The sequence below is a fragment of the Pseudomonas sp. CC120222-01a genome, assembly GCF_003097235.1.
GTDB lineage: Bacteria > Pseudomonadota > Gammaproteobacteria > Pseudomonadales > Pseudomonadaceae > Aquipseudomonas.
Window position 1 is genome coordinate 1 of the sequence record NZ_QEQQ01000043.1, and the last position, 20,385, is coordinate 20,385.

Genomic DNA, 20,385 nt, shown 5'->3' on the forward strand with positions numbered 1-20,385 from the left:
GAAAGCCTCACGGGCTGCTGTTCCACTCCGACCAGGGCTCGCAATATGGCAGCCGTCAGTTCCGGCAGAGACTGTGGCGCTACCGTATGCGCCAGAGCATGAGCCGCCGAGGCAACTGCTGGGATAACGCGCCGATGGAGCGAGTATTTCGCAGCTTGAAATCAGAGTGGATACCGACCACGGGCTACCTGACCGGGCAGCAAGCTCAACGAGACATTAGCCAGTACCTGATGAGCCACTACAACTGGATCCGACCCCATCAATTCAACGATGGACTGGCTCCGGCAAAAGCTGAAGAAAAACTCAAAACCGTGTCCGGGATGAGTTGACCACTACAGATGGGGCTGGAGATGGGGGTTATCGACTCTTCACCCAAACCTATGGCAGGGGAACGTCCAGGCTTGCTTCCGGGCTGCTGCGATTGGCTTCTCGACATGTCCAGCGCCTATCGAACACTCTTAACCTAGGCACCTACTAATGTGCTGTCGCCCACGAAGTCATCTGAATAGTCGCCTTGCTCAAGGCCGATGAATGACTTGATCACTGGCGCATCCGGTGTAACGCATAGTACCTGCTTGCCACCAACCGAAACACATTCGCCAGCACAGTCAGGCACGATGAAAAAGCTTCTTTCCAGAGCTGGCTTACACTCATCACCGATGACTACCAACGCACCTGCCTCGACCTTGTTGAATACCACAGTGTCGGTGGACAATCGCTCCATCAACCGCTCGCACTCCTTGATACTGCCCTCGAGTTTGAACGAGCGAATCTTTTGAGCGGTGGCCAGGTACTGGGCTTCCTCCTTGAACGTGGCGTAGCGGCTTTGCATTTCGAACGAAGAACAACAGCAATGCGCCTATAGAAACCCCATCCCACGCAGCCATGCTCGCCCCCCTCAAAACCCTGATAATTCCGAAGACAGCAAGACGATATGTATCTGAAAGTGACACGTCTAGAATGTAGACTTATACAGGTAAAGAATTCGAGCATACGGTGAGGGTATGAAGCGCAAGCAATCCACCGTACAGGTTCGCTGGGACCTAGCTCTTCGCTATCGCCTGATTGAAACCGCAGCCTGGCGGGAAGGCCGGCTGACCACGGGACACTTGATACAGAGCTTTGGCATTAGTCGGCAGCAGGCGTCCAAGGATATCAATACCTACATCACCGAACATGCGCCCAAAAACTTGACATATGACAAGCAACTCAAGGGTTATATGCCAAGCAAGCAGTTCAAGCCGCTGTTCATCGACGACAGTGCCAGCGCACGTCCAGCAGTGGTGGTAATGCTTGATAGTTCTGAAAGAGATAAAAAGCTATCAAGTGCGTAGGGGCCGGGGCGTTTTGGATTTGCCTTTCAAGCAGTAGTACCCCGCCAACATCAGCAAATACCCAACCCACTTGTAGGGCAGTAACTTCACCATGAACCCTGCTGCTGTCCAGTCTTCCCAGGAACCGCCCCCTCCGCCCAAAAACAAGGCCACAGTCAGCAGCTGGGTAAACACAACGTATGCGCCACCAAATTTCAGCAGAAAAAACCAGACTCGCTTACGTTTGGCTATGTACTCCGACTCACTTCCAGCACTCGACCGTATGCCACCCAGCACTGCCCCGAGGACCAAAAGGCCTACCGCCCCGGACACGAGTGAAAGTGCGGTGGACGCCTCTGCCAGATCCCCTTTACCGCCATACAGGTAGACGTAGTAAACCAGGAAGGCCAAATAGAGGGCGAAACCAATCCTGAAAGGACGAGACATCATCGCAAAGCCGATCAATGCGACGACGATACCAATAACCCACACCATTCATTGCTGCTCCTGCCAGTTCGCTGGATAACCAAGCGAGGTCCATCACCAAAAAACGCGACCAGCATAATGCCAATACGCCACCACTAAAAAATGAAGCCTTCGCCAAATGGTTATTGGCGAGAAAATAGCATGGCCGGCTTCCGTTCTATTCCTACCGCTTGCAGTTACACCTGCAGCGCCTGAATACTGGTTAAACATACAGGAAAATATTTCGATCATGCGCCTCCGCGCAAGGCCTTGAAAATGCGCGTTGCATCTGGAGAAACCCCCGGGATATGGGTGTTTTGTTGACAGTTTACCATGTCCAATCAAAGTGCCATCATACAGACAGAACAGATTGCGCCGACCTATTGGTTTCACCCAACGCAATCTCATCCGGGATGCGATATGCCATCAGTTATTGGGCATGCGCGATCAACATCCTACAGACAAGGACGTGTACATGCCTTTGCCCTCCCCTTCCATTGCACTCAATGCTTCTGTAACAAGACCACGAGCGAAGCAGTGACGCACTGACCTCGTGAACGGCCCTGAACGCGACCCGAATGCGGCAACTGCGGTTGTAACCTTCTCGGGCCGGCCCCCTTCTCGCACGACGAGAAAAGACCAGCGATTACTTGAATATCCCAGCGCATAAGCTTCTGTGCACCCTATGCCATGCCTTCGCGCAGACCATCAACACTTAAAGGAATATCACCATGCTCGAAAGCCAGAAAGCGTTCGCCACTTACTTGAAGAAAATGCAGGTGCTGCTCAATGACCAAGCGTTTTCATTCGATCAGTCATTGCTTCCAAAAGTGATGGAGACCGAGCTTGTAGTGCCCGTAATCGGGGCCTTCAGCGCCGGTAAGAGCTCGCTGTTGAACGCGCTGATGGGCCAGGACATTTTGCCAGTTGGAATTGCGCCGGAAACTGAACTGGCGACCGAACTGCGTTATTCATCTGAGCCCTATCTGCTGGCAATCAAACCCGACGGTGTGCAGGAACGTTTGCCTGTTGAAGCGCTGAGTACCATCAATCGTCGTTCCAGCGAGTTTTCACACTTGCGCCTGTACCTCGACAGCGAGGCGTTGAAAGCCATTGCGCCCCTGGTGCTGGTCGACATGCCGGGCTTCGGCTCTTCGCTGGAAAACCACAATAAGGCCATTGCTTACTACCTGCCGCGCGGTGTGCACTTCGTGGTGCTGACCAGCATCGAGGACGGCAACATTACGCAGTCGATGCTGCGCAAACTCGACGAGCTAAAAAACTACAACACCGATTTCACCTTCCTGCTGAGCAAATGTAACCTGCGCGCCGCCGACCAGGTTGAAGACGTACAGGCCTACATTGACGACCAGCTCGGGGTGTATTTCGGCGAGCACTACCGCAGCATCACTATCGGCAACCGTGGTGGTGAGGAACTGACAAATGCACTGACCGCATTGCAGCCTGACGTGCTGTTCTCGCGCCTGTTCATCGACATCCTCAAGGACCAGAACTTTGAAGTGCTGGCGCAGATCAACCTGGCGCTGAGCATGCTGAAAAAGGACAAGGCCGAGAGCGAGCAAACCGCACGTGCACTCGAGCAGGCCTTGGCCAAGCTGCTGGAGCAGCGCGAAGACGTCGAGTCGGACCTGAAAGATCGCTACTCGGGAAAAATGCTCGACCGTAGCCTGCGCGGCCTGGACAACGCGTTTAACGACTCCCTCGACGAGCTGCTCACCTTGGGCAGCAGCAAAAACCCGAGTGCCCTGTCGAATGCACTCTCCGACATCATCCGCAGCAGCCTGTCCAGCACGATCAAATCTGAAGTGCAGGACATCTCCACCAACATGGTCGACCGGATTGCCAGCAACCTCAGTGCCACCAGCAGCCAGATGTCCGTACTGGACATCAGCGGCAACTGGAGCGAGGAGCTTTCCAACAAAGTCAAGTTCTCGCTGGAACGCACCACGGAAATGCTCAGCGACTGGTCGACACGCCTGAGCAATCGTGCCGAGGAAGACAAGAACAGCGGCGTCATGCTCTACCGCAGCCTCTCTACCGTGCTCGCTGTCACCACCACCGTGGTCAATCCGCTGGTAGAGCTGGTGATCATCTTCTTGCCCGAAATTCTCAAGATGTTTAACGGTGGCGGTAACGAGCGCGAGAAGTTTCGCCAGAAACTGACCGGCGAAGTGTTCCCCAACATCAAGGCGGAACTGCGGGGAAAAATTCCTGCAATCATCGACGAGCAGCTCAACGCCATGCTGAAGAAGATCAGCGACGGTTTCGAAGAGCAGATCACCAAGCAAAAGCATGTGATCGACTCAATTGCACAGGAAAGCCTGCAGCTTGAAGCACAGATCAGCGAGAAGACTGCTGTGCTGGAAAACCTTGCCACCGCAGTAAAAGCCGCTGCAAACGAACACCTCTACAAGTAAGGCGAACGACCTAATGGATTACCAATCACTCGTCGCTTTTAGCGAAAGCTTGCACACGCTGGCAGCAAGCAACCAGGACCTGTTTGAGCGCGAAATCGAGCAGTTCAAGCGGCTGAACGGCATAGACCAACCGCAACAGCTCGCGCAAGCGTGCCAGACGTTGCAGGACCAGAACCGGCTGATGAACATCGGCATTGTGGGTCGTGTGAAAGCCGGAAAGTCATCGCTGCTCAATGCGCTGATTTTTAATGGCGAACCGATCCTGCCCAAGGCCGCAACACCCATGACCGCTGCACTGACCACCATTACCTGGGGCGAAGTGTTCCAGGCCAAGGTTGAGTTCTACAGCGAAACGGACATCGCCGCGATCCGCTTCAAATCGGACCAGTTCGAGCAACGCCTGGCCACGCGCAAGCGCGAATGCCTGGAAGAACTGGTGAAGCGTCGAAACGCCCAGGCCAATGGCGCGCCCCTCGATATGGCGCAGTTGACGAGCATGGCCGATAAAAAAGCCTTGAGCGAACTGCAACGCGAAGAAGGCTTGTTCGCGGCATACGACCAGTTCCAGCGCATGAAGAAGTCAGAGCTCGATGCAGCCACCCTGCACCTGCACAGCGAGATTCAGGCAGGTAACCCGAAAGAGCTGGCGGCGCTTTTGCACCACTATGTCGGTGCCGACGGCACATACATGCCGTTCACCAAGACGGTTCATGTCGCCATGCCGCTGGAGGCACTGCGCGATATCTGCATCATCGATACCCCCGGCATGAACGATCCGGTCCAGTCGCGCGAAGAGCGCACGGTCGAATTGCTGAAAACCTGCGACGTGGTGTTCATCGTCAGCCCGGCCGGCCAGTTCCTCAACGAGCAAGACCTTGAGGTGATGGGGCGTATTACCCAGAAGGAAGGCATTCAGGAACTGGTACTGGTGGCCAGCCAGATCGACACACAACTGTACGGCAGCGAAAAACGCGCGCGCTTGAGCGATGCCGTGGAAGCCATCCGTGTCCAGCTGTCGGCACGGGCACAGAGCACCCTTGCAGACCTCAAGATGAGCAGCCCGGAAGTGGGCTCGGTGTTCGACAACCTGATCGGATCAGTACACCGTAACCTGCTGCATAGCTCCGGCTTGTGCCACAGCCTCAACCGCCGCTTCGAAACGCCCGAAACCTGGGACTCGAACGAGCAGGTGACCTGGGACAATCTGTCCACCGATTACCCGGATTACTTCACTCGTGACAACCAGGCACTGTCGTTGAGCAGCCTGGACAGCTTGGCAAACATTGACGCGATCAACGCCATGCTTGCCCAGGTCCGCGAGAAGAAAACGGAGATCACGCGGGAAAAAATCGCCAACCTGATGGTTCGCAAACAAAAGAACCTTGAGGCATTCAAGGCGCTGATCATCACCCTGGCACGCAACCAGGTCATCCAGATCAAGAACGCCAACGTCGATCAGCTGGACGAACAACTGGCTTCGCTGGAATCGAAGCGACTGGATCTCTCGCTGGAACTGGATATCAGCTTCAAATACACCATGGCCGACTACCGCCAGAAGTTGCGTGACGACATGCGCAAGACAGCTGCGCAATTGCTTCGCGAGACGCAGTCCACTGTCAAAGACGCGGAAGGCTCTTTCAGTGAAACCATTGTCGTCGACAACCCTGGGGTTGGCAGCTGGTTTGCCCGCAAGCTTTGGGGCGGCGGCACTACCGAGAAAACGGTCGTCCGCTCCAAGATCATCAGTAGTCAGGTCATCTCCACCATCAACGAGTTCATGAACGACATCCAGGATGAGCTGGGCGCCAAGGTGGAGAGCTCTCATCGCGGGTTGAACGAAGAACTGGCCAGGACCCTCACGCCGAAGATCCGTGAGGTGCTTGAACAGGATGCCAATGCGCAAATGATCAAGCTCGCGATTCTTTCGATCATTCAATCGATTCCTGACGATGACTTTGACTTGGGCATTCCGTTGCCTGACTCCCTGAAAAGCAACGGCACGCTCAAGGGATACGAGGCCGAACGTTTCAAGGATGCCGCCGATGACTTCATTGGCTCGTTGGGTAGCAAGGTCAAAAGCAAGATCAGTTCGTTCATCAACGATGTTGAACGCAACGCACCTTCCACCATCTCCAACTCCTTCGTCGATGAAATTCAACGCCGGATCAATGTGCTCAAGGATCAGGTCGACAACGCGGCTCAAACCATTGACCGGCTTGAACGTCTGGCACGCAAGGCCGAAGAGGTCACCCTGTGAGCAACCCGCCAGCCATTCATGAACAGGCACGCTCGACGCTGGAGTCGCTGTCCCGCTTCTGGCAGTTCAAACGCAAGAAGCTGGCAGCTGAACTTCAGGGCCACCTGGATGATGCCCAGTGCCAGCTCGACACGTTTTTCAGCACCAATCAGCAATTGTCCGCGCTGTGCGCGGGCCAGAACGACGAAATCGGCGAGCTAAAATCGCGCAACGGCTCGCTAGTCGATGCGTTGCAGCTTGAAACAGCCAATTTGGCCTCGACCTCCGAAGCGTTAGCGCAGGAGAGGGGCAAGCTCCAGAAGGCTATGCTCGCACTGGCCCAGGCCAAGGTGTACGCCAAGGATCTGGAAGAGCGGCAGGCTCAGGCAATGACACAGATCGCAGGGCTCGAAGAGCACCTTGCCGATCACAAGCAGGAGCTTGTCGACAAAGAGCGGTGCATTCAGGAACTCCAGCACACCCTGGCCGATACTCGACAGCAGATCGAAGCGCTGAACAACGTCAAACAGCGGTTGACCGAGCAGTGCGCCGAGCAGACTGAGCAGATCCGCACGCTGGAGTCGCGCAATCAGACGCTCAGCGACCAGTTGCAGGCAGAACAGGCCAATACGGCAGAGCTGGAAGCACGCAAGAACCAGGCGCTTGCCGAGATCGCCACCCTTGAACAGCAGCTAGCAGATCGCAAGCAAGCGCTGGTGGAAAAAGAACAGCGTATCGCTGAACTTGGTCACACCCTCTCGGACGCGCAACAGCAGATCGAAGCACTGAACGACGCCAAACAGCAGTTGGCCGAACAGTGCACCGGGCAGGCTGTACAGATCGACTCGCTGGAGTCGGACAATGAAGCGCTAACAACCCAGTTGCAGGCAGAACGAGCCAATGCGGCCGAGCTGGAGGAACGCAAGGTACAGGCGCTGGCACAAATTGCCGAGCTGGAGACGTACCTGGAGGAACATAAGAACCAGTTGATTTCCACGGAGCAGAACGTCGACCTACTGGAAAGCCTGACCGAACAACTGAAGGCCTCCCAGCAGCGCCTGGAAGACAATTACGCCGACATCAACAAGCAGCACCTGTCGCTAACCGAGAAATTTTCCCTGGTGAGCAAAATCCTGGCCCAGCAACCGCCCGGTAATGAAGAGCTGGCCAAATTCGCCGATCTGATCAACCACGACTACATGGAGTTCGCCAGCCGAGAATCGTCGTTGGCCGGTGAAGCCCAAGCAGTGCTCGACATGCAGGCGATCCTCGCCGAAATGCAGATGCTCAACAACTTCCCGAGCATTGCCGGCAAAACCATCCTGAGCATTGCGGGTGGTTTCAGCAGCGGAAAGTCGGCGTTCGTCAACAGCTTCATCCGAAACCCGAGCGTGAAGTTGGCGACCGGCATCAACCCGGTGACCGTGGTCCCCAGCTACGTGGTGTGCTCCGAAGAAACCCGGATCAAGGGTTATTCGTATACCGGTGGGGCCGTCGACCTGGAGCCCAGCCTGTACGCGTCGATGTGCCACGAATATGTTCAGGCCTTCGGCTTCGACCTGCGGCGCATCCTGCCCTTCATCAGCGTCAAGGTTCCCATGGACCCGGAGCTGTTCGGCAACCTGTGCATCATCGACACGCCCGGCTACAACCCGGGTACCACGGGTGGGGCCGCGGCCTCCGACCGTAGCACTGCAGCCTCCCTGGTCAATCAGGCCTCGGCGCTGGTCTGGGTCATCGGCCTTGACCCGGCCGGGACCATCGACCAGTCCGACATCGAGTTCATCGAGTCCACGCCGTTCCGCGCAGAGTCGCTGTATATCGTGTTGAACAAGGCGGATGTGAAGTCTCAGGACGATATTCTTGAGATCATGGAGCAAGTAGCCGACGACCTGAGTTTCGCGGGTATCGAGTACGCCGGCATGTGCGCCTATTCGTCCACGCGCAAGAAAGACTACCCCTCCAGCGGCCTGACGTTCGAGCAGTTCCTGCGCTCGATCAACCGTAAAGTGGATGTAGTCGGCAAGGTTAACAGCAAGCTCGATACCGTATTCGATGCCTACAAGCAGGCCATCCAGACCGATATTGCGCAACTGGAAGGCCGCAAGGGCGAGTTCAATGCGTTCAAGCTCGATGCGCTGGAAATAGGCGGAACGGCGCTGTTTGACAGAATTGATCGAGCATTCCCCATCTCTGAGCAAATGTTCGATTCTTCCGGGCTGGAAAAACTCGTTGAGGAATGCGAAGGCCTTCGTCGAACGCTCAAGCTGGCCGCTCGAAAAGCCCTAGAGGTTTGCGAACTCGTTCGCACCAGAACCTCTGTCGAGTCTGATGACTTCCTTCGCACTCGAATACGCCGGTAAACGCCGGCACACAGCGTGTTACTAACCCAGGCCTGCCTGCTGGCAGGCCGTTGCAGGCCAGGGCGCTGAACCCTGCCCTGTGCGCTCAAAATCGCCGCCGCGCCAGCAACTCCGCCAACGCCCCTTCAAGCCACCCTGCGGTGCGCATCTTCAGTGCCTTGCTCCCGCACCTCGGGCACTGGTCAAACCACTCGCTGGGCATCAGCGCATCACTTTGCGGTGCCACTGTCTTGGTCCAACCGCATCCTTCACATTCAAAGGTGAAGGGCCTGGGTTTGATGGGCATTCTAAAGCTCCTTGGTCCCTTCGCTGATGTATTGCCATCGGTGCATTCAACTGCCCGGATATCCAAAGGAGGTATTCAGTAGCGCCCCGTGGCAAATGGAAAGCTACGAGGGGCCGAATGGTTTGTACAGCGTCAGGGCGTTCCGTCAGTTCCGCTTCGGCAATACGCTGTTGATCTGTCCCGCTAGCCGCCGAAATATCGCTTTGAAAGAGATCGACAGCTACGCACATCGCTGTATTGCGTTGTCCGAGGCCAAGGTGCATGTAGCCGCTCCTGTATTAAGCAAGGATGCCGCAACGGTAGCCAAGCTGAATTGATCCTACCCCATGCCTACCCACGTTCCGGTGTTGATTGAAAACCGGAACGCAAGATATAAATCTTGTCCCCTTTTATCCTACTCAATGCCGGCTGCAGCTCGCGGCTTCCCGCTAGAGGGTGATGAAACGCTCAAGATTTATTGAAAATCCCGAGCTCGCACTCCGAGCAATGAAGAGGCCTCGTAAAAGTGTTTCACTTGACAGTCCTCACCCTGCAGAGCCCTACACAATTTAATTGACAAATTTTTGCGATACATTCCGTATAAAGGCCGCCTAGGTTGCAGCCTTTAGACTTATCCGAGCTTTGGAAGCCCGTCGTAAACTGACCGCACTAGCTCATCACCATATTTTCTCTCCAGACGCCTGACGGTGAAGTGCCCTTTTGCCATGTCCTGGAAGTGATCCATAAATATAGTATTTATAAACGCACCTCCTGCCGCACCAATTGCCGGAACTGCTTGCGCCGCAACCTTCTCAGTGATTTGAATACTGAACCGTTCTGCAATTGCAGCTATCAGCTTCACCAGAACAGGGGCGCTCTCCTCGGTAAGCTTTTTATTAACAAGAAATTCAGAAGCAGTCGCAACTGACTTAGCGAGGGCTGTCCTCACCGCATAATAAGTACTTTCAGCGCAATCATCATCAACACTTTCACCGCCGAGCGCGAATACGGTCAGACAAGCCTGTTTAGTGTCAGCGTCAGATATTGACTCGCCTTCGCTTCTTGCTATGTCAGCGATAGATCGCAACATGATTGAGGTAGAGATCGGAAGTTCGACTGCCAGAGCTGGCAATCCAAAAAAACCTCCGATTCCGCCGGTGATTGCTACTCCAAGCTTATGCCAAATATTTGAGGACTCTTCACCCGGAATATCTTTCATCGTGAAGGTGGCCATATCCGACGCTTTGAGCAAAGCCGTCTTTACAACATCTCCGATATTTTTGTTCCAATCCTCGGGCAGCAACTCAAAGCCCTTTTCGATTGGGGCACCTATCAGGTTAGTAACCTTCACTGCAACGCCAGGATTCTCCAGAAGATTTTTTGCATTCTGCAGGGCCTTCAGATCAGCATCAGAAATTTGGTCCATCACGGTAAAACCCTCGAAGCCTGAACGACGCCAATGAAGGCTATATGATATCACTGTTTTTTGACTCCAGCTCGACCAGCACCTGCTTCGACTACCAGCCTCGCTGGACATACGTCACACCGAGCCGCCACCGGCCTCCCGCGCCGCCTTCTCACGCTTCATCTCACTATATTCGCGATACAACTCGTACCCCTTGGTAACGATCACGATAAACCCAACAACGGCAAAGATATTCTTCATGGCTGCATGCTCCTTATTGATTGATTTGCCCGCCCATGCTCTAAAACCGCCGCCGCGCCAGCAACTCCGCCACCGTTCCGGCCAACCACCCATCAGCGCGCACCTTCAATTCCTTGCCCCTACACTTCGGGCAATGGTCGACCCACTCCCCCGGCGCCAACGCATCACTTCGCGGCGCCACTGTTTTCGTCCAACCGCAACCTTCACATTCAACAGTGAAGGGCCTGGGTTTGATGGGCATGTTTAAGCTCCTTGGTCCCTGTACAAACTCGTTGCATCAACCACATTCAACTACCGGGATAAGCCAGCTCGATCTGCTGATCGAACGCGCCGCCAATCCCACAGTAGTCAAGCGGAACGCGCTCAATGTCTTCGGCAACCTGCGCAATCACCTGGCGCAGTTCCAGGCGTTCGAGCCAGCGGGCCGGAATGCCGCCAGCACCATGCAGCGCCCCCAGCAAGTGCCCGACTACAAGCCCCGTGCTGGCGCTGTCACCACTGTGATTCACCGCCATGATCACCCCTTCTTCGAACGAGGGCGCCGTCAGCGCGCACCACAGCCCAATCGCCAGCACCTGCTCGGCAGCCCAGCCACCGACAAAATCACCGATGCGATGCGGGGTCGGTGCATAACCCTCGTAAAAGAAGAACAGCACGCGCTCGACAAGGCTGCTGATTTCTTCCATCCCAGGTACTTTCCCGTACCGGGTCAAAGTTTGCGTCACTGCGTGTTCCAGGCTGGCTTGCCGATCGACAACACGCTGAAGCAGGTCGGCGAACAGCCCTGCCGCCAAGTAGGCCGTCGGGTGCCCGTGCGTAAGGCGCCCGGACTGCGCTGCGTAGTCGAATGCGTTGGCGAAGAATGCGCAGGGTGCAGCGCGTACCAAAGCACCGCAGCCTTTGCTGTGGTTTTCGGCGACCGCACCCAACCGGCCGCTGGCCTTGAGGGCATTCAGGCTGGTGGTGTCCGGGGCACGACGCGACCAGAGCGCCATATGCTCGATCAGCCAGCCATCCGTTACGACCGGTATAACCGAGGGATGATCCTGGGTCGTCAGCCAGCGTAGCAACGCGTGGTGAATTACGCTGGGCACATGGCATGGCTGCCGCGAACTGCCAAGCACAAAAGCCCGCAGCAGGCCTTCAGCGGTAAACAGCATCATCTGCGTAGCGTCGCTGATGGCACCGGTGATGCCGTAAGCCTGGGCAAAATCCCTGACGCCCTGCGCACCGAACCTAGCCTCGATCACAGGCCACTCAAGAAACGCCACCGGAGCGCCAAGCGCGTCGCCTACAGCGCCGCCCAGCAGGCAGCCTTTGATCCGTTCAACTCTGCTCATGCCTTCCCTTATCGCTCTTGTGCACAGATCAGGTCCTGCAAGATCACCAGCTTTCTTTGCAACTGCTCGAGGTGCGCTTTCTCGGCACGCAGTGCCGAGCGCAGTTCGCGGTTTTCCAGTTCCCCTATCTGCGCCCAACGTGTGACCTTGCGGCAGGCAAGTGCCACGCGCCAGATCTCTCGCAACCTCAGGTACTGCATCAGGAGCACTGTCAGGATCAACCCGATCAACATCAGCGCGCCTGTCGAAACCGCTACAGACATAGTCATGCCTACTTCCTTTGTGGCTTCGATTTATTTCGAAGACAGCGACAAGATATGTAGTGATTAATGACAGGTCTAGAATGTAGACTTATACAGGTAAAGTAATCGCGCACATGGAGCGGGTATGAAACGCAAGCAATCCATCGAACAGGTACGCTGGGACCTGGCACTTCGCTATCGTTTGATTGAGACCGTTGCCTGGTGGGAAGGCCGGCTGACCACGGTGCACTTGATGCAGAGCTTTGGAATCAGTCGCCAACAGGCGTCCAAGGACATCAACACCTACATCACCGAGCATGCGCCCAAAAACTTGACATATGACAAGCAGCTCAAGGGGTATGTGCCGAGCAAGCAGTTCAAGCCGCTGTTCATCGACGACAGTGCCAGTGCCTATTTGCACCTGCTCTACCAGAACAATGAGCGGGCCCCGCACATCGACGGCCTCGCACTGGCCTATGCGCACACCAAGGTGCTGGAGGTGCCGGATCGACCCATCCGCCCGGAGGTCCTGCGCCCTTTGCTCAAGGCCTGCCGTGAGGGCCTGCGCCTGGAAACCGAGTACGTGTCGTTCAACACCCCCAACGTCGAGGTTCGCCTGATCGCCCCTCACACGCTGGTCTATACCGGCATGCGCTGGCATGTGCGGGCTTACTGCGAAAAGAATGGCCAATACCGCGACTTCGTGCTGAGCCGCTTGCGCGGGCAGCCGGATTTGCTCGACGCCTCACCGAACACGCGCGAGCTGGATGAAGACTGGAACACCGAGATTCCGGTGATCATCGAGCCCGATGGACGCTTGAACGAGGCGCAGAAGGCAATCATCGAAACGGACTTCGGTATGACCCAGGGGCAGTTGATTGTGCCCAGCCGCAGGGCGCTGGTGAAGTATGTGCTGCAGCGCTATCAGATTGACCGGCGCAGCCTGGCCATGAGCCCCGAGGCCCAGCAGATTGTCGTGAGCAACCTCAAAGAGCTGAAGCCGTGGTTGTTGCATGATTGAAATCGCGAGTCTCTCAGACGAGGGGCTCAATGCCCTTGGTCGATGGCCCGCTCACAGAGGTTCAGCTACGGCTGTAACTGCTGCGGTCTGCACACATCTGCTGCCAGATATATGCCGCGCCCAGGTAGTTGTCGATTTCCCGGATTAACAGCTGCGCCGCTATGTCGTGATGGCCCGCCAGCCTGGCAACGTCTCGGGCGGTGTGGCCCTCGTTGTTCCTCGCGCTCAGGTCCAGGCAGAAGGTCCGATAGTGGTTGGCGAAGTAGTTCGCAGCCTTGCTGTGGCCGTGCGCGGCCAGCCAATGGAGTGGAGTATTACCTGCCGCATCACGGTCATTCAGACTGCGGCCCTGCCGGTATCGATTGGCGAGCGCCTTGATGATGCCGCGTGTGCTGGGCAAACGATCATGGTTGACAGGGGTCAGAAAGCTGCCGAGGCCTTTCCAATCCAGAAGTTCTTTTTCCCCCTCAGCCCCGAGCGCCTCCAGCGTGTCGATCCATGCCGTTCGGTTAAGCCGGTAGGCCATATCCAGTGGCGTGTTTTCGGCGCGGTCTCGGTCGTTCATCGCCACGGGAGCAAACGCCATCAGGTGCTCGGCATCGTCAAAAAGCACGGCGGCATGCCAGGTGCCTATTTCCAGCGCCAGCAGGTCGTCGATGCCGAAGCGCGTAGTCCTGAGCGTCTTTTCCATCACGGCAAGGAAAGCGGGCGGATAGGTAATGACACGTTTTCCCGGATACACAGAAAGACCAAGGCCACTATTCACACCGGGACGACCGGTTTTCCTGTCGCCCATGACGGGTCGCCATGCACAAGCCGTTGACCAGGTTCATGTCTTGCGGCGTCTGGCAGCGAATGGCCGTCAGGTCCGGGCTGGCAACGATGCACGCCAGCGTCTTGGCTCGGCTGACCGCCACATTCAAACGGTTTTTCGAGTACAGGAAGCCAATGTCCCTTGGCAGGTAGTCTTCATTCGACGTCGCCATCGATACGATGACAATTTCCGCCTCTTGCCCCTGAAACTTATCCACAGTGCCGACGCGCGCGCCCGCCGGGAGCACTTGCTTCAACAGTTGTACCTGCAGATTGTAAGGCGCCACGACCAGGATATTTTCAAGGCACAGCGCATGCTCCACGCCGGCTTTATCCACATAGCGCTGGCGTAGGAAATACAGGTACAGCGCTTTGACGCAGGCGGCTTCTTCATCGGAACTCTGGCTGTTGCCGTCATGTTCGACAGGGCAGAACATCAGCCCGCTGGGCGGTACTTCCGGTCGCTCCCCATCGAGCAGCAACAACTGCCGCTCGGTCCCTGGAGCCGATGAAAGCTGACCTTCGTACACCGCCTGGGAGATGAAAGAGCAAACCTGCGGATGCATCCGCCAGGTCTGTGCCAGGAACACCCCTCGGTCAGGTGCGATGGCGGGCGTGCCGGCCAGCAGATAGTCGAGGATGGAGTCACCGGAGCGGCCCGGGTGCACGCCCTGCACAGGTTGCGACAATTGCATCTGGTCACCCATCAAGACGATGTTACGGGCCGCCATGCCCATGGTGACCAGGCTCGCCACACTCACCTGGCCTGCTTCATCGATGAACAGGTAATCCAACTGCTCGGTGAAGCTCGCATCGGCGAACAGCCAGGCAGTACCGGCGGTCAGGTTGATATCCGGCCCCCAGTTGTCGAGAAATTCCGTTTTGTCCTCAATGGAGCGGATGCAACGGCCGATGAATTCCGTGCCCTCGCCTTCCGATGACTTTTTCAGCCCCTTGAATATAACACCCTCCACTTGTGCACGCGCCTCGACAGCAGCCAAGAGGTTGTTGATGGCGGAGTGCGAATTGGAGGTTACCCCGATGCGCCTGCCGGCTTTGAGCAGGTCAACGATCACCTGCGAGCCGGTGTAGGTCTTGCCGGCACCTGGCGGCCCCTGAATGAACAGCACACTGTCCTCGAGGTTGCGTACCACCTGCTTGATGGCATCGGTCGTTGCCAGGTCCGGATCAAGCAAAGGCGCACCCGGCTCGATGCCTTTAACCCGTGGTGCGCGTCGATGGAGGAAATCCGCCACCGCCTGGAAGCGTTGCTCACCAGCCAAGACGCTATCGGCATAACGAAACAGTGCCTTGCGCAGCGGCGTGGACGGTATTGGCCTACCGGGAATCATGTCAAAGACTTCCGGTGGCGCCTTTTTTGCGGTGGCCTTGAATGTCGCCAGGCACGCGTCATGGTCCAGACTGACCAGTTGCACACTGGCCAACGATTCTGGGATGACACCTTGGGATCCCGAACGCATTTTGCTTTCCTGCGGCTCGAAACTGTATTCGAACAGGAACGAATTATTGATCGGTTCCGGTGGTGTTTTTGTACGCTGCAAACCGGCGAGGCTCTCGATATCCTCCAGCAACTCCTCGGTCGTCATGTCCTGGCGGCTGAACAGCTGCCACCACACCGGCTTTTCTGCTCTACGGTAGAAGTCGAGCAGCTGGAAGGTCAGTACCCTGACCTGATCCTCGTCGCTCAGGTCGCAGTCCTCGGACGGCAAGCCAGCAAGCAGTCGATCACGATAATCTGCCAGCCGAACCTCGATCTCCTTTTGCTCCGCTACCGCCTTCTCGCCTTCAGCTTGCGGCACGACAGGAGCCTCCACGCCCAACGGACTTATGCTTGCAAGCCAGTTGCGTAACAGATAGGTAGAAAGCACATCGTCTTCGTTGTACCGCTCGATCTGCTCGAGCAATGCTGACTCACCAGTCTCTTTCCAGCGCTCATAGAACACGATGCTCGCACCGGCATTGGTAACGTCGCCGTCGCGCTTTGTCATGTAGAAGTGTTCGATGTTCTTGATCGAGTAGCTGGGTTCCGACACCCGGATCGCTTCGCGCACCACCTTGTAAAGGTCGATCAGTTTGCCATTGCGCAGCAGCCAGTCCACTTGCGCCTCTCGCGTACCGTGCTGGCTCATCAGGCGCTTGATGGCCGTTTCTTCATAGCTGGCATAGTGGTAGACATGCGCATTCGGGTAACGCTCAAGGTGCGCGATGACCCAGTCGATGAACTGCTCGAACGCGATCTTTTCTTCGTCCCGGCTGTGCGCCCAAAAAGCTTTGAAGGTTTGTTCACCGCCTTCGTCTATATACAGGCCGAAGAGGTACTCCAGGCCACCCTCCTCCAGAGGATTACCTTCCATATCGAAGAACAGATCACCCTCGACTGCAGAAGGCATACGGCCAAAGCCACGCCGCGGCCCCATGACCGGCAACAGCTCGTACAACGGGGTATCGCTGGAGCGCCCCTGAAACTGCAGGCGCGCCTGATGGCGTAACTTGTTCAGTGACTCCACTTGCAGCTTGGGGATACGCAAGTCATCGCCACTGGCCGCCAACTGTTGCAAGGTGGTCACACCGCCAACCTGTAATTTCTTGATTTGCGAGCGGCTGATACCAGCGACTGCCGAAAGATGATCATCCTGCAGACGTTGTTCAGTGCAACGATCACGCCACCCACAAAAACCACAATGCCCACACGGGTCCGGGTAGGTGACCCGAGGTCCGTCAATGTTCACGAACGCAGTGAAACGCTGCAGCACCTGCTCTAGGTAATCCGCGTAGTCAGCAACCCGATAGGCCTGCTCGGTACGCGCAACATCACCCAGCACGATGTACATGAACTGTGGCTGTACGCCCTGAATCGCTATCAGCATCCGCGAATAAAGCGCAACCTGCACCAGAAACTTGGCCTTTGCACTCTTGGCCAACTTGGTGTCGATCACTTCATAGCTGTGGCCACCCAACGCCGACGGCCGAGGCACTTTGCGCAGGAAGTCGGCATGCCCGATAAAGGCGCCTTCCTGAAGCGAGGCCTGAAAGATGATGTCCGCACCAGCCTGCATGGCTTGGATGGTCAGCTCCACCCGTCGAGGGAAGCTCGGATTACCCTCAGCGATGTCGACTACGTGGGCATGGTTGCTTTTGAGCCGTTCAAGAAATACTGCTTCGTGGGCCAGCCCTTTGTCCTGGATCAAGCGGTTCTGCTCGCTTGCCGGGGCTTTCTCCATCGGCGCGACCAGGTGTTGCAGGTCCAGCGCTGTCAGATGCTGGCATTCCAGGAAGCCGCAGATGTCCGAGGCGGAATACAGCTGAGTCCCATTTCGAGTTTGCATGGTTGTATTGCCTCCGGCGTGGCTCAGGCGTCGAGCGAGCAACCTTGGTAGAACTGCTCGAACAAGGGCGTTGGCAAGTGCTGCACATCGAGCAGGCCGAAGTGCTTGCCTACGCTGCGCCCTACGGCCATGAGTGTTCTCGCGGAGTTCTCGGTACCGGCATAGCCAGCCTTTACGACGTAGTCGACACGTTCCTTGTCGGTCTCTGCGCGGGCATAGGCATTGCCAGTGATAAATACATCAACCAGGCAGACATTGACGCGCTCGTCCCCCACCGTGAACGGCTCGAGCGTTTCACCAGACAAGGCTGCCCGCAGTCCGTCCTCACCACCTTCAACTATGCGTTCAAGGGCAGCAAGCGAGCGGCCGAACAAGTCAAACTCGTCGATGGAAAACGGGAAGCAATAGCCCTGTGCAGTAGCGCGTGAGAGCGTTTTTCCATCGCGCTGCTCAGCCACCAGCCAGTCAACGAACGCGTCTTTATTGTCTGGCGCACCGCTGTGACGGAAGGCCAAGTAGTCACTGAGCACCTGGCCAAAAGGATGACCCGTGGGCACCCAGCCGCTATTGCCAGACTCGCGCAGCAATACTTCGCCCTGCTCGCCAACAGCTTGGGCCTCAGGTACCGGTGTCAGGCCAAAGCAGCGAAGGTCATAGCCGAGCATGAAAAGGCTCGCCTCGAATGCATGGCATCGCGCGGGCATTGCCCCTTGGTCGGCAAACCAGCCTGTGCGCCCGAGCAACTCGCGGACAATCCAGCCCAAGCGGACCTGCCAGCGCGCCCACTCAGCGTATTCGATCGCCGAGAACTGCGGCGCTGCCAAACAATTAGCAAACGCTCCGGGGTTGCGGACTTGGTCGCCACGCGCGCCGCCGGACGGGAACCTCAGCAGAGGTTTGCCACGCCCTGCCCACTGCTGGCGGAACAGCGCATACAACATGGCAATCGCGGCGCCCACACGGCTGTCATAGATCGGCGAACCGGACAAGTCGAGCAAGGCGTGAATCTTGGTCAGGCCCGAATCGAAACGCTCGACACTGCTGAGGTCATCCAGGTCATTGTTGGAATCGAGCGCCATGAGCCCAGCCATTTTCTTCAGGTAGCTCGACAACTCGCCGCTGGCCGCCAGCCGATGCAAGAATGGAATGGCGCCCCGCACGCCGCCCCAGCGCAGAATCTGCAAACAGGCCTGAAGCGCTTGTTGCTCATCACCGGCGCGGACTCCAGCAGACAGCCACTCACGCAATTGCCTAAGCGAGCCCTGGGTCTGCCTCCAGGTTTCAGAGTCGACCGCGCTCTGGTGGCTGTCGCGCCAGCTTGCCTTCCAGCGGTAATGCTCAAGGACCTGCTCAATCCCCTGTACATCGACCGTCAAACCACCGGGCACGAACTTGCTGGACTTGAATCGCAGCTTGAAGGTGAGCACCGGCAAGTTGGCTGCCAGCCATTCAATGAAAGCCTCGACTTCGGGTTGTGCCAGGAACATATCACGCTTCATACCAGCCGCCTTGCAGGTAGTGTCGAATGGCCATACCCTAAGCAAAATGACAGGCTGCGTCCACGTTGTCTGTTCATACAGGTAAACAATTGGAGCAGGTTCGAGTGCCCTGGCCAGATAGTTTCCAGCGCCAGCGGCGAGTCGCTCATTTAACTGTAAAGTTTTCAGACACACATCACCTCTTTACGGACCGCACGCCCCCTCAAGGATCATCACCTCATGGACCATCAAGCACTCAAGACCCGACACCGCCAAGAACGTGAGGGCCATCACCCCAACCTCACCTTGCGTGTTCATCGAGCACTGAGCTGGCTGAACCGCGCCGAGCAGACGGATGATATTGATGGACGCTTTATCTTTCTGTGGATCGCCTTCAACTCGGCATACGCGACGGACATTGATGAAGAGTTCCGCCTGTCCGAACAGGCCACCTTTAAGGCATTTCTCGAAAAACTCTGTGCCTTGGACAAGAACAGCCTGATCGAAAATCTGGTGTGGTCCGAGTTCTCTGGCAGTATTCGCGTCTTGCTTGACAACCCTTATGTGTTTCAGAGTTTCTGGGATTACCAGAACGGCAAGATCAGCGAGCCACTGTGGACCGAACGCTTTGCCAACGGTCGTAAAACCGCGCAGCAAGCACTGGCCAATCGCAACACCGCGGCCGTGCTAGGGGTGCTGTTCAACCGGATCTACACCCTGCGCAACCAGATCATGCATGGCGGTGCCACTTGGAACAGCAGCGTCAATCGAGATCAACTGCGCGACTGTGCCAACCTGCTCGGCAAGCTGGTTCCGGTCATCATTCTGCTGATGTTAGATAACCCGGATACATTGTGGGGAGATGCATGTTATCCCGTGGTCGTTTAGCTCAGTGGCCACGCTTGGACCTGGGTCGCCCTACGCTGGGCGCCCGAGCCGGTTATCGGCAGGCCAGAAATACTTGTCGCAGTATTCCAATCGGTATTCCAGCCTAAATTACAAACCGGAATTCCCTCTACTAATCAATATGTTACTGACTTAATTCAGATCACCCCGGCCCACCAAATCCAAGAAAGAAGACGCCCTAGGGTAATGCCAGTCAGTTAAGACTGACACTTTAAGCTTTAGCCCGTAGGCCGCAAAATCCGATGCTTGGAAACGAGCATCGGATTTTTTATGCGCCTAGCAAAAGCACTGTCCCTCACTCACGAAATGGCCTCAAGGCCAAATGCCCTTGAAGGACTAGGTGCTTTGCTTGATCCGGACATTGTGAAGCAGGCTTTTGAAGCCGCAGGTGTCTCGACCATCCGCAAGCGCCGCCTCCCGCTTGAAAGCCTGGTGTGGTGCATCATCGGCATGGCGCTGTTCCGCCGAATGTCGGCGTGGGACGTCGTTAAC

General features: G+C 56.5%; 17 protein-coding genes and 1 pseudogene. 9 read left to right on the forward strand and 9 right to left on the reverse strand.

Annotated elements, in window-relative coordinates; genetic code table 11:
• The coding region (locus N430_RS28540; protein WP_165837398.1) for an integrase core domain-containing protein at window positions 1-329 on the forward strand (329 nt) is incomplete at its 5' end.
• A 134-nt stretch (window positions 330-463) separates the two neighbouring features.
• Here the strand turns inward: N430_RS28540 and N430_RS28545 are convergent.
• Entirely contained in the window at window positions 464-832 is a 369-nt protein-coding gene (locus N430_RS28545) for a hypothetical protein (RefSeq protein ID WP_110639942.1), read from the reverse strand.
• Between the two features lie 172 nt (window positions 833-1,004).
• On the opposite strand from N430_RS28545, the pseudogene N430_RS28550 reads away from it, so the two are divergent.
• Window positions 1,005-1,271 (forward strand): annotated as a pseudogene (locus N430_RS28550) (WYL domain-containing protein); the annotation flags it as partial.
• A 51-nt stretch (window positions 1,272-1,322) separates the two neighbouring features.
• Here the strand turns inward: N430_RS28550 and N430_RS28555 are convergent.
• On the reverse strand, window positions 1,323-1,808 hold the full coding sequence (locus tag N430_RS28555; RefSeq protein ID WP_110639943.1) for a hypothetical protein: 486 nt from the start codon (window positions 1,806-1,808) through the stop codon (window positions 1,323-1,325).
• Window positions 1,809-2,509: 701 nt separating this feature from the next.
• Between N430_RS28555 and N430_RS28560 the strand changes: the two genes are divergently transcribed.
• The 4 genes from N430_RS28560 (at window position 2,510) to N430_RS28580 (ending at window position 9,418) form a co-directional block, all read left to right on the forward strand.
• Complete coding sequence (locus N430_RS28560; RefSeq protein ID WP_110639944.1) at window positions 2,510-4,216, forward strand: dynamin family protein; 1,707 nt, start codon at window positions 2,510-2,512, stop codon at window positions 4,214-4,216.
• A gap of 13 nt (window positions 4,217-4,229) precedes the next feature.
• Window positions 4,230-6,473 carry a dynamin family protein gene (locus tag N430_RS28565; protein WP_110639945.1) on the forward strand — a complete coding sequence of 748 codons (2,244 nt, stop codon included), beginning with the start codon at window positions 4,230-4,232 and terminating at the stop codon, window positions 6,471-6,473.
• Entirely contained in the window at window positions 6,470-8,815 is a 2,346-nt protein-coding gene (locus N430_RS28570; RefSeq protein WP_110639946.1) for a dynamin family protein, read from the forward strand. The genes N430_RS28565 and N430_RS28570 overlap by 4 nt, the downstream gene beginning before the upstream one ends.
• A 381-nt stretch (window positions 8,816-9,196) precedes the next feature.
• Window positions 9,197-9,418, forward strand: coding sequence for a hypothetical protein (locus N430_RS28580; protein WP_110639948.1), 222 nt, complete (start codon window positions 9,197-9,199; stop codon window positions 9,416-9,418).
• Window positions 9,419-9,711: 293 nt separating this feature from the next.
• On the opposite strand, the gene N430_RS28585 is transcribed toward N430_RS28580, so the two are convergent.
• From N430_RS28585 to N430_RS28600, 4 genes are all read right to left on the reverse strand, one after another.
• Window positions 9,712-10,506 carry an EcsC family protein gene (locus tag N430_RS28585; protein WP_110639949.1) on the reverse strand — a complete coding sequence of 265 codons (795 nt, stop codon included), beginning with the start codon at window positions 10,504-10,506 and terminating at the stop codon, window positions 9,712-9,714.
• 114 nt (window positions 10,507-10,620) lie between these two features.
• Window positions 10,621-10,746: a hypothetical protein gene (locus N430_RS29835; RefSeq protein WP_256592196.1), complete on the reverse strand. Its 126-nt coding sequence runs from the start codon at window positions 10,744-10,746 to the stop codon at window positions 10,621-10,623.
• 287 nt (window positions 10,747-11,033) lie between these two features.
• Window positions 11,034-12,086, reverse strand: coding sequence for an ADP-ribosylglycohydrolase family protein (locus tag N430_RS28595; protein WP_110639951.1), 1,053 nt, complete (start codon window positions 12,084-12,086; stop codon window positions 11,034-11,036).
• Window positions 12,087-12,094: 8 nt separating this feature from the next.
• A complete protein-coding gene (locus N430_RS28600; RefSeq protein WP_110639952.1) occupies window positions 12,095-12,355 on the reverse strand; it encodes a hypothetical protein in 261 nt (86 codons plus the stop codon).
• 118 nt (window positions 12,356-12,473) lie between these two features.
• Here N430_RS28600 and N430_RS28605 point away from each other — a divergent pair, with 118 nt between their 5' ends.
• Window positions 12,474-13,349 carry a WYL domain-containing protein gene (locus tag N430_RS28605; protein ID WP_110639953.1) on the forward strand — a complete coding sequence of 292 codons (876 nt, stop codon included), beginning with the start codon at window positions 12,474-12,476 and terminating at the stop codon, window positions 13,347-13,349.
• Between the two features lie 61 nt (window positions 13,350-13,410).
• Here the strand turns inward: N430_RS28605 and N430_RS28610 are convergent, their stop codons facing one another.
• Genes N430_RS28610 through N430_RS28620 form a run of 3 tightly spaced genes read right to left on the reverse strand, consistent with a single transcriptional unit; the run spans window position 13,411 to window position 19,008 of the window.
• Complete coding sequence (locus tag N430_RS28610; protein ID WP_256592197.1) at window positions 13,411-14,145, reverse strand: ankyrin repeat domain-containing protein; 735 nt, start codon at window positions 14,143-14,145, stop codon at window positions 13,411-13,413.
• On the reverse strand, window positions 14,108-17,509 hold the full coding sequence (locus N430_RS28615; protein WP_110639954.1) for a TM0106 family RecB-like putative nuclease: 3,402 nt from the start codon (window positions 17,507-17,509) through the stop codon (window positions 14,108-14,110). Before N430_RS28615 ends, N430_RS28610 begins: the two co-directional genes overlap by 38 nt.
• Before the next feature lie 23 nt (window positions 17,510-17,532).
• A complete protein-coding gene (locus tag N430_RS28620) occupies window positions 17,533-19,008 on the reverse strand; it encodes a hypothetical protein (RefSeq protein ID WP_110639955.1) in 1,476 nt (491 codons plus the stop codon).
• Window positions 19,009-19,227: 219 nt separating this feature from the next.
• Between N430_RS28620 and N430_RS28625 the strand changes: the two genes are divergently transcribed.
• Together N430_RS28625 and N430_RS28630 are read left to right on the forward strand one after the other, a co-directional pair.
• The gene (locus N430_RS28625; protein ID WP_110639956.1) at window positions 19,228-19,875 is read left to right on the forward strand and encodes a HEPN domain-containing protein; all 648 of its coding nucleotides are present in this window, start codon (window positions 19,228-19,230) and stop codon (window positions 19,873-19,875) included.
• 264 nt (window positions 19,876-20,139) lie between these two features.
• Window positions 20,140-20,385 (forward strand): transposase domain-containing protein (locus N430_RS28630; protein ID WP_256592198.1); only part of this gene is annotated, 246 nt, incomplete at its 3' end.

What these genes read in the sequence shown, in the direction of transcription:
- N430_RS28545 (WP_110639942.1), bottom strand. Translation starts at nt 832, where the DNA reads ATGCAAAGCCGCTACGCCACGTTCAAGGAGGAAGCCCAGTACCTGGCC.
- N430_RS28555 (WP_110639943.1), bottom strand. Translation starts at nt 1,808, where the DNA reads ATGGTGTGGGTTATTGGTATCGTCGTCGCATTGATCGGCTTTGCGATG.
- N430_RS28560 (WP_110639944.1), top strand. Translation starts at nt 2,510, where the DNA reads ATGCTCGAAAGCCAGAAAGCGTTCGCCACTTACTTGAAGAAAATGCAG.
- N430_RS28565 (WP_110639945.1), top strand. Translation starts at nt 4,230, where the DNA reads ATGGATTACCAATCACTCGTCGCTTTTAGCGAAAGCTTGCACACGCTG.
- N430_RS28580 (WP_110639948.1), top strand. Translation starts at nt 9,197, where the DNA reads ATGGAAAGCTACGAGGGGCCGAATGGTTTGTACAGCGTCAGGGCGTTC.
- N430_RS28585 (WP_110639949.1), bottom strand. Translation starts at nt 10,506, where the DNA reads ATGGACCAAATTTCTGATGCTGATCTGAAGGCCCTGCAGAATGCAAAA.
- N430_RS29835 (WP_256592196.1), bottom strand. Translation starts at nt 10,746, where the DNA reads ATGAAGAATATCTTTGCCGTTGTTGGGTTTATCGTGATCGTTACCAAG.
- N430_RS28595 (WP_110639951.1), bottom strand. Translation starts at nt 12,086, where the DNA reads ATGAGCAGAGTTGAACGGATCAAAGGCTGCCTGCTGGGCGGCGCTGTA.
- N430_RS28600 (WP_110639952.1), bottom strand. Translation starts at nt 12,355, where the DNA reads ATGACTATGTCTGTAGCGGTTTCGACAGGCGCGCTGATGTTGATCGGG.
- N430_RS28605 (WP_110639953.1), top strand. Translation starts at nt 12,474, where the DNA reads ATGAAACGCAAGCAATCCATCGAACAGGTACGCTGGGACCTGGCACTT.
- N430_RS28610 (WP_256592197.1), bottom strand. Translation starts at nt 14,145, where the DNA reads ATGGGCGACAGGAAAACCGGTCGTCCCGGTGTGAATAGTGGCCTTGGT.
- N430_RS28615 (WP_110639954.1), bottom strand. Translation starts at nt 17,509, where the DNA reads ATGCAAACTCGAAATGGGACTCAGCTGTATTCCGCCTCGGACATCTGC.
- N430_RS28620 (WP_110639955.1), bottom strand. Translation starts at nt 19,008, where the DNA reads ATGAAGCGTGATATGTTCCTGGCACAACCCGAAGTCGAGGCTTTCATT.
- N430_RS28625 (WP_110639956.1), top strand. Translation starts at nt 19,228, where the DNA reads ATGGACCATCAAGCACTCAAGACCCGACACCGCCAAGAACGTGAGGGC.